Origin of the sequence: Leptolyngbya boryana PCC 6306 (assembly GCF_000353285.1) — a bacterium.
GTDB classification, from domain to species: domain Bacteria; phylum Cyanobacteriota; class Cyanobacteriia; order Leptolyngbyales; family Leptolyngbyaceae; genus Leptolyngbya; species Leptolyngbya boryana.
Window position 1 is genome coordinate 4585107 of record NZ_KB731324.1, and the last position, 12226, is coordinate 4597332.

At 46.0% G+C, this 12226-nt stretch carries 14 protein-coding genes; 3 read left to right on the top strand and 11 right to left on the bottom strand.

Annotation, left to right across the window (positions count from 1 at the left end; translation table 11 throughout):
- Window positions 1-45: 45 nt before the first annotated feature.
- Entirely contained in the window at window positions 46-993 is a 948-nt protein-coding gene (locus LEPBO_RS0122835) for a ribulose bisphosphate carboxylase small subunit (RefSeq protein WP_017289909.1), read from the top strand.
- Here LEPBO_RS0122835 and hisI read toward each other — a convergent pair.
- From hisI to LEPBO_RS0122890, 11 genes are all read right to left on the bottom strand, one after another.
- Window positions 990-1343: a phosphoribosyl-AMP cyclohydrolase gene (gene hisI, locus LEPBO_RS0122840; RefSeq protein ID WP_017289910.1), complete on the bottom strand. Its 354-nt coding sequence runs from the start codon at window positions 1341-1343 to the stop codon at window positions 990-992. The genes LEPBO_RS0122835 and hisI overlap by 4 nt on opposite strands.
- A complete protein-coding gene (locus LEPBO_RS0122845; RefSeq protein ID WP_036046440.1) occupies window positions 1340-2311 on the bottom strand; it encodes a CobW family GTP-binding protein in 972 nt (323 codons plus the stop codon). The genes hisI and LEPBO_RS0122845 overlap by 4 nt, the downstream gene beginning before the upstream one ends.
- 72 nt (window positions 2312-2383) lie before the next feature.
- Window positions 2384-3040, bottom strand: coding sequence for a GTP cyclohydrolase I FolE (gene folE / locus LEPBO_RS0122850; protein WP_017289912.1), 657 nt, complete (start codon window positions 3038-3040; stop codon window positions 2384-2386).
- 90 nt (window positions 3041-3130) lie between these two features.
- The gene (locus tag LEPBO_RS0122855) at window positions 3131-4168 is read right to left on the bottom strand and encodes a CobW family GTP-binding protein (protein WP_017289913.1); all 1038 of its coding nucleotides are present in this window, start codon (window positions 4166-4168) and stop codon (window positions 3131-3133) included.
- 53 nt (window positions 4169-4221) lie between these two features.
- Window positions 4222-4596, bottom strand: a complete 375-nt coding sequence (locus LEPBO_RS0122860) for a DUF1636 family protein (protein WP_017289914.1) — start codon at window positions 4594-4596, stop codon at window positions 4222-4224.
- Between the two features lie 90 nt (window positions 4597-4686).
- On the bottom strand, window positions 4687-6546 hold the full coding sequence (thrS, locus tag LEPBO_RS0122865; protein ID WP_017289915.1) for a threonine--tRNA ligase: 1860 nt from the start codon (window positions 6544-6546) through the stop codon (window positions 4687-4689).
- Window positions 6547-6693: 147 nt separating this feature from the next.
- Complete coding sequence (locus LEPBO_RS0122870; protein ID WP_239741212.1) at window positions 6694-7425, bottom strand: metallophosphoesterase family protein; 732 nt, start codon at window positions 7423-7425, stop codon at window positions 6694-6696.
- A gap of 4 nt (window positions 7426-7429) precedes the next feature.
- Window positions 7430-8239 carry a metallophosphoesterase family protein gene (locus LEPBO_RS0122875; RefSeq protein WP_017289917.1) on the bottom strand — a complete coding sequence of 270 codons (810 nt, stop codon included), beginning with the start codon at window positions 8237-8239 and terminating at the stop codon, window positions 7430-7432.
- 11 nt (window positions 8240-8250) lie between these two features.
- Entirely contained in the window at window positions 8251-8991 is a 741-nt protein-coding gene (locus LEPBO_RS0122880) for a GTP-binding protein (protein WP_017289918.1), read from the bottom strand.
- A gap of 52 nt (window positions 8992-9043) precedes the next feature.
- The gene (locus LEPBO_RS0122885) at window positions 9044-9439 is read right to left on the bottom strand and encodes a Fur family transcriptional regulator (RefSeq protein ID WP_036046442.1); all 396 of its coding nucleotides are present in this window, start codon (window positions 9437-9439) and stop codon (window positions 9044-9046) included.
- Window positions 9440-9487: 48 nt separating this feature from the next.
- Window positions 9488-10693 carry an FAD/NAD(P)-binding protein gene (locus tag LEPBO_RS0122890; RefSeq protein WP_017289920.1) on the bottom strand — a complete coding sequence of 402 codons (1206 nt, stop codon included), beginning with the start codon at window positions 10691-10693 and terminating at the stop codon, window positions 9488-9490.
- Between the two features lie 84 nt (window positions 10694-10777).
- Between LEPBO_RS0122890 and hemB the strand changes: the two genes are divergently transcribed.
- Window positions 10778-11770, top strand: coding sequence for a porphobilinogen synthase (gene hemB, locus LEPBO_RS0122895; RefSeq protein ID WP_017289921.1), 993 nt, complete (start codon window positions 10778-10780; stop codon window positions 11768-11770).
- A gap of 3 nt (window positions 11771-11773) precedes the next feature.
- Entirely contained in the window at window positions 11774-12106 is a 333-nt protein-coding gene (locus tag LEPBO_RS0122900; RefSeq protein ID WP_017289922.1) for a hypothetical protein, read from the top strand.
- The last annotated feature ends 120 nt before the right edge of the window (window positions 12107-12226 follow it).

Here is a 12226-nt window from a genome sequence, read left to right on the forward strand (position 1 = left end):
CAACTTTCAGGTACACTTCATAATGATAATCGTTCTCATATTAACATGGACATTCATTCGATTCCCGCTCCACCCACACCTTGGGCACAAACTCTAATTGAGCCAACCCTTGATCCGAGTGTCTATATCCATCCATTAACAAACGTGATTGGAGACGTGAGAATTGGCACACAGGTTCATATCGCGCCTGGAGTCTCGATTCGGGCAGATGAAGGGATGCCGTTTTACATTGGCTCAAATGTGAATATTCAAGATGGCGCGGTGATTCACGGTTTGGAACAGGGGCGGATCACGGGAGAAGATGGTGAATCTTACTCAGTGTGGATTGGTGAGAATGCTTCGATTACTCACATGGCGTTGATTCATGGGCCTGCTTATGTGGGAAAAGATTGCTTTATTGGCTTCCGCTCTACAGTGTTTAATGCTCGTGTGGGCAATGGCTGCATTGTAATGTCTCATGCGCTGATCGAGAATGTTCAAATTCCAGCCGGGAGATACATTGCTTCTGGTTCTATCATCACGCATCAGCAACAAGCGGATCGCCTACCAACTGTTCAGGATACAGATTCAACATTTGCACGTCATGTGGTGAGTATCAATCAAAAGCTGCGTCAAGGTTATCTCTGTGCTGAAGATAATGCTTGCATTGCTGCAATTCAGAATGAAGTGGATGGACAGTCTGAACCAGAAAATGGTGCTCAAAAGCTACGATCGACAACTTTAAATTCTGCAACTTTGAATTCTGCAACATTGGCTTGGGTTCAAGATCAATTAGCTCAAGGATTAGAGATTGGAATTGAGCAGGCGGATAATAGACGCTTTCGAGCAAATTCCTGGTCAAATTGTGGTTTGATTAGGACTCGTCATGAAGGCGATGCGATCGCGACTTTAGAGCAGCTTCTACATCAATATCCACGCCAGTATTTGCGCCTATTTAGCGTTGCCCCAAAGACTAGGCAGCGGGGTAAAAGTTTAGTGATTCAACAGCCTTAAACGCGAAGTCGAACAGGGTTAAAAAAGCAGCTTTTTACCCCTGTGTGACAGGCAACATTTCCCACTTGCTCAACTTGGAGCAGAAGAGCATCCGCATCGCAATCGTAGTACAATGCTTTGACTTTCTGAATATGTCCTGAAGTTGCACCCTTATGCCACAGTTCAGCGCGAGAACGGCTCCAGTAGTGTGCTTCTCCTGTCTCTAGCGTTCGCTGGATCGATTCACGGCTCATCCACGCCATCATGAGTACAGAGCTATCTTGATAGTCTTGAGCAATGGCTGGAACTAACCCTGCTTCGTTAAATTTGAGGCGTTCTATCCACAGGTAATTTTGATCGATCGTTGTCATCGGGTGAGGCAATTATTCAGGGTTTGCGTCAGAAATAAAGCATCGAGTTTACGCCCGATTAGAACCATTTCATTTCTAGGCTTGCCATCCCAATCGCTGTCTTCAAGGTGAAATCGCTTTCCACTCAGTTGAAAAATATGACGGGCTGGACTCTCGGAAAACCAGAGAATGCCTTTGGCGCGAAATACATTTTCAGGAAGTTGATAATCGAGAAATTCCTGGAACTTTTTGACTGAAAAGGGTCGATCGCTCTCGAAAGCAACCGCCGTGAATCCTTCAATCGATCGCAATTGCCTTGATTGTTCTAAATTCTCTGGAGCCGATTGGATTCCTTGATAAAAGCTGTTTTGGGATAGATTCACATCTAAAATGAGTGACAGCGGCAGATACCCTTGTTGAGTTCTTAGAACTCGCGCTTTCTCTTTGACATCTCGGATAAAGTCTTCTAGCTCGTTTGCTTGATCTTCTGAAACGAGATCCATTTTGTTGAGAATGATGATATCTCCATAACAGATTTGCTGTAGCGCGATTGCACTCTCATAGTGGTCAGGTGTAAAGGTTGCAGCATCAACCAGCGTTAAGATCGAATCGAGGCGGGTAAAATCGCGAAGTTCTGTGCTTAAAAAAGTTAGTGCGATCGGTAACGGATCAGCGAGTCCTGTTGTCTCGACAATGAGATAGTCAATGCGATCGCGTCGTTCTAAAATCGAGTAAACTGCATCTACTAAATTGCCATTCATCGTACAGCAGATACAGCCATTTGAAAGCTCGATCATATCTTCGTCGATCGAGATAAGTAGCTGACTATCAATATTGATACTGCCAAACTCATTGACTAAAACTGCAACTTTGACATCCTGATAGTTCTTCAGAATTTGATTGAGCAGTGTTGTCTTTCCGCTTCCTAAAAAACCTGTAATGATGGTTACAGGTAGGCGAGTTTCTGGAATGGACAATTCTTCTGGCATTGCAGGCACACTCAAATGATTAGGAAAGAGCAATCCAATCGGCTTAAGGATATGGATTGCTCGACAAAGCATTTAGTTAAACTTTGGACTATGGCGGATCAAATCCATAAATTCCTGCCGCGTCTTCGCATCATCCGCAAACACACCTTTCATTGCGCTGGTAACCGTCCATGATCCAGGCTTTTGTACCCCTCTCATGACCATACACATGTGCGATGCTTCGACGACAACTGCAACGCCTTGTGGCTTGAGCAAGCCCTGAAGTGCATCTGCAATTTGGCTGGTTAATCGCTCTTGAACCTGTAAACGTCGAGCATACATTTCACAAATTCGAGCGATTTTTGACAGTCCGATCACTTTACCATTGGGAATGTACGCAACATGAGCGCGTCCCAGAATCGGTAAGATGTGATGTTCGCAAGAGCTAAACAGATCGATGTCACGAACTAACACCATCTCATTGGCATTCTCGTGAAAGACCGCACCATTGAGCAATTCATCTAGCGATTGATTGTAGCCTTGGGTCAAGAACTTCAAGGCTTTTACAACTCGTTTCGGCGTATCGCGTAAGCCTTCTCGATCAGGATCTTCTCCCAATCCCAGCAGCAAAGTCCTGACGGCTTGCATCATTTCAGCATCGGAAACAGGTGGCTTTGATTGAGTCTTAAGCGCAGCAAACGTTTCAGACGAATCGGGCAGGACAAGATCAGAGGAGGATTGTGGGTTCATGTTGCTATTTCTAGAAGGGTAGACAATCGGACATTACGCCAGTTCTGCACTGACGGTTTTCACCTCTAACATGGAGTGTGAAAGCTGAAATTACTGAGCAACTAGCTTAGAAGGAATCGGCTCTAAGCATTGATCAAGCTGTTGTCGCAGCTGCTCAGTGTCTAAATTTCGACCAATCAGCACAAGCTGATTCGAGGGAGATTTTTGCCATTCTTCGGTTTGAATGTCGTACCGTTTTCCACTCAACTGAAAGATATGTTTCAGATAGCTTTCTTTGAACCAGAGCAATCCTTTTGCACGGAAAATCTCGATCGGTAATTCATCCAGAAAGCTTTGAAATTTGTGAACCGAAAAAGGTCGATCGCTCTGGTAAGACATTGAAACAAAACCATCATTGGCTAAGTGATTGGAATGGTGGTGATGGTGGTCATGATCGTGGTGGTGATGTTCGTGATGTTCGTGATGATGGTGATGTTCGTCCTCATAGGCTTCGGGTTGGAAGTAGCCGACATCCAAAATTAGAGGTAGTGGAACCTCGCCATACTGAGTCTGTAGAACTCTTGCACCTGTTTTAGTACTACGAATCCAATGATCGAGTTCAGCAACTTTCTCTTGTCCTGCCAAATCTGTTTTGTTGAGCAGAATGATATCGCCATATGTAATCTGGCTGATTGCAGCTTGACTCTCAAAATGCTCCGGGGTGAATGTCTCTGCATCAACAACCGTCAAAATTGAATCGAGATGCGTTAAGTCTCTGAGTTCAGAGCTAACAAAGGTAAGCACGATCGGTAACGGATCAGCTACCCCTGTCGTCTCAATTACCATGTAATCAATTCGATCTTCTCGCTCCAAGATCCGATAGACCGCATTGATCAAGTCATCATTGATTGTGCAGCAGATACAGCCGTTGCTCAGTTCCATCATGTCTTCATCTAGCGAAACGAGAAGCTGTGAGTCAATGTTGATGTCTCCAAATTCATTGACTAGCACTGCAACTTTGAGATCATCGCGATTTTTCAGGATTTGATTCAGCAGGGTTGTTTTGCCACTGCCTAAGAATCCGGTGATGATCGTAACGGGCATCCCCCGCTTCGGGATCTCGAGGTGGGATTGAGTTGCTGCGTTCATAGTATGAGGAGGTTTTGAGAACGGTTATCATTCTACATTAATTTGAGAGAAATCTACGTCACAGGTGGAATTCTTGCTAAGATGCCTCTTTTCAGAAGGTCTGGACGATCGCTTCTCGGTACAATGCCGTCAGCACTACGGAAATACTGCTGGCAAAGTTCTCGAATGGCAGGAGCACTTTCAAACGGTGATAAGTCTCCAAACATCAACGTCGTTTTACCTGGAGCCGAAAGCGCAACGACACAAGGACGATTACAGGCGCTCAAACATTCCACTTCTCGAATTACAAAGGGTGCATTCATCTCCCAAGTTTTAAATTGCTGCTTGAGGTGTTCGAGCAGATGAAATCCGCCACGATGTTTGAGATGTTCTCGCTGGTGCTTGGAAACAGCACACGATCGACAAATAAACAGGACATGATCCGTCATCTAAAGCCTCGTGAAATACAAAACAGTTCGATAGTTTCAGGGATTGAACGAAGAAAGGTTGTCATTGCCTGATGCCTTTTGATGCAATGGTTACAGAGTTGCGTGATTGAAGACGGCTTGCTGGAGTCGATCGCAGAGTTCCGAGAGCGTCAAGGCTCCTAATTCTCCTTTGGGTCGAGTCCGAATGCTCAGGGTTTGAGACTCAACTTCTTTTTTGCCAACAACCGCGACAACTGGAATTTTTTCAAGTTCAGCCGTGCGAATTTGCTTACCTAATCGTTCGTTGGTGCGATCGACTTCAGCACGGAATCCAGTTTGCTTAAGTTGCAGCGCGATCGCTTCGGCATAGTCCCGTTGGTCTTGACTGATTGGAAGTAATCGAACTTGAATCGGTGCAAGCCACAGCGGAAAGTCTCCCGCATAGTTCTCAATGAGAATGCCAAAGAAGCGCTCTAACGATCCGAAGATTGCTCGGTGAATCATGATCGGACGCTGGCGAGTCCCATCTGCCGCCACATATTCCATCTCAAACCGTTCTGGTAAATTGAAATCAACTTGAATCGTGGAACATTGCCAACGACGTGCGATCGCATCTTCAATTTTCAAATCGATTTTAGGTCCGTAGAATGCGCCGCCGCCTTCATCGATCACATAGTTCCAACCTTTTCGATCTAAGGCTTGTTGGAGCGCGATCGTGGCTTTCTCCCAAATCTGATCACTCCCAACCGATTGAGGTGGACGAGTGGAAAGATTGACCTCATAGTTCGAGAAACCAAAGTCTGACAAAATCTGCTCTGTGAGATTGAGAACGCCGAGAATTTCATCTTCAATCTGTTCCGGCAGACAAAAGATATGCGCATCATCTTGAGTAAAGCCGCGTACTCGCATCAAACCATGTAACGCCCCTGAACGCTCATATCGATACACAGTTCCAAGCTCTGCCCATCGGATCGGGAACTCTCGGTAGGAATGGAGTTCATGCTTGTAGGTCAACACATGAAACGGGCAGTTCATGGGCTTAATTTGATACTGCTGTTCTTCGATGTCCATCTGATCAAACATACTGTCACGATAGAAATCGAAATGACCCGATGTTTTCCAGAGGTCTAGGTTCGCAATGTGCGGAGTGTAGAGCAATTCATAGCCTGCATCAATGTGTGACTGTCTCCAGTAATCTTCAATGATTCGACGCATTCTTGCGCCGCGTGGATGCCAGAAGACTAATCCACCGCCTGCATCTTCCTCCAAACTAAACAGCTTCAAGTCTTGTCCGAGCTTACGATGGTCGCGACGTTTTGCTTCTTCTCGTTGCTGTAAGTAGGCTTGTAGCTGTTCTGGAGTTTCCCAGGCTGTGCCATAAATGCGTTGGAGTTGTGCTTTGGTTTCATCCCCGCGCCAGTACGCGCCCGCAATGCTTTCTAACGAGATCGCATCGGGATGAATTTCACCTGTAAAGTCTAAATGCGGTCCTGCACAGAGATCCCACCAATATTCATCAGGCGGCAGTGCGATCGCATCAATCAGCGAAGGTTCGATCTGAGTTGCACGTCCACTATCAGGATTACCAATAAAGTAGCGAGTAATCGGTTCTCCAGCAGGAATACGATCGAGGATTTCCAACTTATACGGCTCATTCAACTGCTCAATCTCGGCTCGAATCGAGTCATACCCCACCACCTCTCGAATGATGGGAAGATTGGCTCGAATGATTCGCCGCATTTCTGCTTCAATCTGCACCAAATCTTCTGAAGTAAAGGAAATAGCTCGATCAAAGTCGTAATAGAATCCGGTGTCTGTCCAAGGTCCAATCGTCGCTTTCGCCTCAGGAAACAGCGTTTGAACTGCCATTGCCAAAATGTGAGCACAAGTATGGCGAATTTTCAGCAATTGTTGCGGATCGCTCTGCTGCCAGGTATTACCGGAGAAGGAGCGAGAAAGTTGGCTGACCATAGAAGCAAAATAATGATAATCATTCTCATTTTAGCGTAAACTGAGAAATCGGATCAGACATGCAGCAAAGTCATTCATTCTGGGTCTACAGTCTTGAGGAGAAAGCTAATGTGATCGCGCAAATCTTCGACCAGTCGTCATATTGCACTACCTTTTGATCTGAAATCCTTTTCCTGAATCATACCGAACGGTGCAAAACTTGAGTGCGTTGGTATTCGGATTGTAGATCGTGTAAATCGCCTGTCCCGCAGCTCGCCCAACGTTTCCAACTCCAATAATTTTACGCGGATGAAGGCTCGTTGGCTCTGGCTCTGATCGTCGATCGAGCGTTGTCACTGAAGTCAGCACTCCTCCAGATTCGATCTCGTATTCAAAAGCCAGTCCAGAGCGACCGCAGAAGAGATAGTTTGCATCCATTCGCATGGCGCGATCGAGCATTTGAATCGGATCAGTCTCAGGGGTTAGCTCATCGCTGACGCTGACTGTACTGCCATGAATCAGTAAGCAATCTAGCTCAAAGATGCCAAATTCTAGTGATTGTACCCACCGTACTAAATTACGAGGCACAGAATCCCAGAGTTTCTTAGTCATCTGAATGCCATATCGCCCAATTAGCTCGGTTGGTTCTCCCACACGCCCTAAACCATGCAAAACGAGTAATTGTTCTTCCCACCAACCCTGACAGACTTGTGGGACAAGTTCACCTCGACGTGGAGAAGTCAATCGATTAATCAATTTCTCATTATCGGCTCTGGGACTAATCACATCGCCCAACACAAACAAAGCATCAACCCTTTGCCGCTGAATATCTTTTAGAACTGCTTCGTAGGCGGCAAGATTACCTTCAATACCGCTCAAAATTGCCCAAGATGACATCATTTAATTATCGCTCACAGATATGAGTCGGATCGTCGGCGCGTTCTGCAAATTCCATCCCTTTTGAAAGTCTCCAGGCAAAGATGGCAGGCAGTCCTTTTTCGACAATTGCAGCACAGGTTTTTTGGTAGTCATATTCAACTTCTCGCAGCGCAATTTGATCAGTACTATCGTCGTAAATCACATACGTTGCATTGGGTCTGCCATGTCGAGGCTCACCGACTGAGCCAGCATTAACAATGCGCTTTAAGGGCGCAGTAAAGCGAATGGATTGATCTTGTTTCGACTGTTGTACTTTGATTTGGAGTTCTCCAGAGTCCAGCGATCGCACATAGGGCACATGCGTATGACCGCAAAATAGAATATCGGCTCCGGTTGATAGCACGCGTTCCATCGCCACAAATGCATCAATCTCAGGCAGCAAGTATTCATGATTACTATGCGGGCTTCCATGGACAAAGCAGAGATTTCCATCCCGTAAAGTATGAGGGAGTTGTGCTAAAAATGCTCTCACTTCTGGATGAATTTCTTGGTTTGTCCATTCATGCGCCTGTCGTCCTCGTTTTTCAGCGAGTAGAGATGGATAGCTACATTCACAAGCGTTCAAGCCTTCAACGACATCTTCATCCCAACAGCCTTGAACGGTCGGAATATCTAGAGAGCGAATCATTTCCACAACTGCATTGGGATACGGACCATATCCAACCAAATCACCGAGACAGAACATTCGATCGACGTTTTGATCATCGATATCTGATAGCACGGCATTCAGCGCCTCAAAGTTTCCATGAATGCAGGATAAAACTGCTGTTCTCATTGTGTTTTCCTCTAAGCAGGGATTTCTAACGACTGCCGAATTTGATGTTGATAATATGCCAATGCATCGTCTGCCAAACAACAGTCCTGAAGCGTTTGCTTAATAGCAGTTTGATCAAAGGCTTCACCAACGACCTCAATGCCACTAAAGCGATCGGGTCTGCCTTTGAACGATCGCGCAACATTCAATTCGGTGTAGTTCGTTTCATGACCCTGAACATAGTTAAAGTGAAAGGCTCTACCATCAACGACTTCAAAGATTCCCTTTGCACGTTGAATGGTTCCATACGCGCCTTCGATCAGTTCATCCCACAAGGTATCGAGGCTTGCGGGATCAAGAACCTGACCGGACAAGTTCGATCGCCAAATTTGTGAACCCTTTGCAGCTTGAATTCCTACGACAATTCGATCTGCCCATCGATGCCATTCTGTGTCGTTCGTATTGGGAGCCACGATCGCAAGCTTTTGGAAATGCCCTAGCGGAATTGTCAGCGAGTCTAAATCTAACTGAGCGCTAACTTCCAGATAGACTGGAACCCTCAAAGATAGGAGTTCCGTCAGATCGGAGAACACATTAATGCTGCTCATTTCAGTCGTCAGATACGTTGCATCGATCGCAATGCCATCGCTACCAAGCGAACAATACGCGATCGATGAATTCAAACCTTGCTGCTGAATCCAGGTTGTCTTACCTGTTCCAGACGCACCAGCCACGAGAATTACCGGGAAGTCCATAATTAGAATGAAAATCATTCTCGTAAATTATACAGGCTTCTAGCGATTTTGTTCACTCAATCTAAAAAGCTTAAGAATTGTTTTGACAAAGCCAGCAGATTCCAAACAGTTCTAGCGTGTGATAGTACAGTTGGAAGGTTTGAGACTGTCGCCACTGTTGTTCTAATGTTTCAAAGGGGCAAGTTTCTAATGGGGTTGAAGTGCCACAGCGTAGACAAGTCATAAAGTGCCGATGATCGTCAGCTACAACCGTATAAAGGGCTTCGCCTTGCGGAGTCACTCGACTCTGGACTAACCCCTCACGCTTGAGCGCTTCTAATGCTCGATAAATGGTTGCTAATCCTAAGGGTTGATCTCGCTGTCTCAGTTCTGCGAAGAGCGTTTGAGCAGAAATCGGTTGCTGACTCTGTCTCAATACTTCCAAGACTTTGACCTGTCCGCGTGTTTGTCGTGTTTGGGTTGCCATTGCTTTAGAGCGCATTGCTTGATAACCATTATCATTTTAGTTGATCAATCAAGCGATTTTTCGACCGAGTGCGGTTCTCGGTTTGATCAAAGTTGGAACCATCCGATCGCTGGCTAACATTGCCCCAGAAATATTTCGGGCTGTTGGTCCGACTTGCAGTGCTGCTAATCCGCCCATCACATAGAGTTCAGAACTTGCCCATCGCAAGCATGGATCTAACACAGGTAGTCCGTTCACAATTTGAATTGGATAAGCTTCTAGCATCTCTGCCAACAACGGATCTTGAGTCACATCGAATCGGGTTCCTGTAGCCAACCAGATACGATCGTATTCCTGCACTATGCCATCCTCACAGACGACCTTCCAGTGCTGACCGTTCCAACTTGCTTGAGCGATTTGACAGTTAGGATAAAACGTGAGTTTTCCACCATGACGGGCACGACGCAGTTGAGTCATCATTGCCGGGGTCATTGATCCGCCATTGCGAGCTTGTTGGATCATCTGCCAGCGAACGAACCAATCAGGTTCCCGATAAAAGCCTTTTAAGTGCTTCGGTCTTGTCCAGCCTGGATCAGCGTCAAATAGCTTTTCGTAGAGCGATCGACGTGACATTAAACTTACTTGTGCGCCTCGATTCACTGCTCCGATCGCTAAGTGTCCGCTCGTTAATCCACCTCCTACAATCAAAATGCGATCTCCAGTTAATTTCAGTAGGCGTAAATCGATTGCCTTTGAATGGACTAAGCGATCGTCTGGATAAACTGTTGAAATCTGGTTCACCCAACTTGGAACTTGCGTCACAGCACTTCCGGTTGCCATAATGACTCTTCGTGCTAGAACTGTTCGCCCATCTCGAAGCCATAATCGAAACCGTTGCGCTAAAGGCTCAATTCGCACGATCGAAGCTGAAATTACACACTCTTGTAGCTGCCAACGCCGAATCACATCCTGGCAAAACGATTCATACAAAGCAGTTCCCGGCAAATCATAGGGCGGAAATAGTTGATTCGGTCGGGACTCTGCAAATCGTCGCAGTGCAAACGAATCGGGGTCAGGATGATGAGCAGCAGGCGATCGCAAATGCGGAATCTCATACGCTGCAAATTGATGATTCCACTGCTGTATCCAGTTGCCGCTTGGATCAAACACCCTAAACCGATTTCGCATCTTTTCGCGCTTCTGGAGCAGATGAGCAACGAGCGTAAGAGCTTGCATTCCAGCACCAACGATCGCGATATCAATTTCCTGGGGCATGAGAAATACGACGATTTAGAGAATGATTATCATTGTTTCACAAAATATCTCATAATGATAATCGTTGTCGTTCTTTAGAATGTTATGACTGCTGAATCGAGTCTACATTTGACCAATCGCCCGCGTCGTCTGCGTTGTACATCTACCTTACGCAGCATGGTGCAAGAAACTCAGCTTCGAGTCGCAGATTTGATCTATCCTCTGTTTGTGATGGAAGGCGAAGGACAAAAGGTTGAAGTCGAGTCGATGCCTGGATGCTACCGATACTCGCTAGATTTTCTGCTGAAAGAAGTGGCGGAGGGGTTTGAGCTAGGAATTGGTGCGATCGCTCTATTTCCTCTAATTCCCGATGCTCAGAAAGATAATGCTGGCACCGAAAGCTACAATCCAGACGGTTTGATTCCTCGCACTGTTCGAGCGATTAAACAGCAGACTCCTGAGATTGTGGTGATTACTGATGTCGCGCTTGATCCTTATAGCAATCAAGGACACGATGGCATCGTCGAAAATGGCAAGATTTTGAATGATCAGACGGTTGCAGTGTTGGTAAAGCAAGCGATCGCACATGCTGAAGCAGGGGCAGATATGGTCGCTCCATCTGACATGATGGATGGACGAGTTGGAGCCATTCGCAAAGCTCTAGATCAGCGTGGATTCATTGATGTGAGCATTCTGGCTTATTCTGCGAAGTATGCGTCTGCTTACTATGGTCCGTTTCGGGATGCGCTCGATTCGGCTCCCAAGTTCGGCGATAAAAAGACTTATCAAATGGATGCCGCCAATGCTCAAGAAGCCTTAAAAGAGGTGGCACTGGATATTGCAGAAGGTGCAGATATTGTCATGGTCAAACCTGCACTGGCGTATCTGGATATCATTCACCGCGTTCGAAAACATACACATCTTCCAGTTGCAGCGTACAACGTGAGCGGCGAATATGCGATGATCAAAGCGGCTGGACAACAGGGCTGGATTGATGAGAAAAAGGTAATTCTAGAGACATTGCTGAGCATCAAACGGGCAGGAGCAGATTTAATTTTGACCTACTTTGCGAAAGAAGTTGCATTAATGTTGCGATAGCGTATGGCAGATTCGGAACTGATGACGCGATTATTAAAAGCAATTGATGTTCTCGAACACTTAGAGAGCGCGATGGAAATTGCGCCGACTCAAGAGATTGAGCAGATTCTACAAGAGGCTTGGCTGAAAGTGAGTCATACTTTTCCTGAAGATTTCAAAGATGCAACTCATTTAGATGCTAGTTCTGAAGGATTGCGGCGTTATCTGAAAGTACAAGCTTTTTTTCTTGATCCGACTCGGCAGACGATCAGCCCAGAAGAACTAGAACTTTACTATCAAAATCAATCTCTTCCAGCTGAGGACGCAACAGACTTTTTCTTTCCTGATGAATCGTGAGCAAGCAAAGTATTTGGTGCGATCTCAAACCGTGTGTCGTATGTTTACAGAATAACCCCCCCGCCGTGTGAAGACAGAAGCATTGAGCGCAGAGTTTCGATCGTGCTTTGTTGAAATTCA

What these genes read in the sequence shown, in the direction of transcription:
- LEPBO_RS0122835 (WP_017289909.1), top strand. Translation starts at nt 46, where the DNA reads ATGGACATTCATTCGATTCCCGCTCCACCCACACCTTGGGCACAAACT.
- hisI (WP_017289910.1), bottom strand. Translation starts at nt 1,343, where the DNA reads ATGACAACGATCGATCAAAATTACCTGTGGATAGAACGCCTCAAATTT.
- LEPBO_RS0122845 (WP_036046440.1), bottom strand. Translation starts at nt 2,311, where the DNA reads ATGCCAGAAGAATTGTCCATTCCAGAAACTCGCCTACCTGTAACCATC.
- folE (WP_017289912.1), bottom strand. Translation starts at nt 3,040, where the DNA reads ATGAACCCACAATCCTCCTCTGATCTTGTCCTGCCCGATTCGTCTGAA.
- LEPBO_RS0122855 (WP_017289913.1), bottom strand. Translation starts at nt 4,168, where the DNA reads ATGAACGCAGCAACTCAATCCCACCTCGAGATCCCGAAGCGGGGGATG.
- LEPBO_RS0122860 (WP_017289914.1), bottom strand. Translation starts at nt 4,596, where the DNA reads ATGACGGATCATGTCCTGTTTATTTGTCGATCGTGTGCTGTTTCCAAG.
- thrS (WP_017289915.1), bottom strand. Translation starts at nt 6,546, where the DNA reads ATGGTCAGCCAACTTTCTCGCTCCTTCTCCGGTAATACCTGGCAGCAG.
- LEPBO_RS0122870 (WP_239741212.1), bottom strand. Translation starts at nt 7,425, where the DNA reads ATGATGTCATCTTGGGCAATTTTGAGCGGTATTGAAGGTAATCTTGCC.
- LEPBO_RS0122875 (WP_017289917.1), bottom strand. Translation starts at nt 8,239, where the DNA reads ATGAGAACAGCAGTTTTATCCTGCATTCATGGAAACTTTGAGGCGCTG.
- LEPBO_RS0122880 (WP_017289918.1), bottom strand. Translation starts at nt 8,991, where the DNA reads ATGATTTTCATTCTAATTATGGACTTCCCGGTAATTCTCGTGGCTGGT.
- LEPBO_RS0122885 (WP_036046442.1), bottom strand. Translation starts at nt 9,439, where the DNA reads ATGGCAACCCAAACACGACAAACACGCGGACAGGTCAAAGTCTTGGAA.
- LEPBO_RS0122890 (WP_017289920.1), bottom strand. Translation starts at nt 10,693, where the DNA reads ATGCCCCAGGAAATTGATATCGCGATCGTTGGTGCTGGAATGCAAGCT.
- hemB (WP_017289921.1), top strand. Translation starts at nt 10,778, where the DNA reads ATGACTGCTGAATCGAGTCTACATTTGACCAATCGCCCGCGTCGTCTG.
- LEPBO_RS0122900 (WP_017289922.1), top strand. Translation starts at nt 11,774, where the DNA reads ATGGCAGATTCGGAACTGATGACGCGATTATTAAAAGCAATTGATGTT.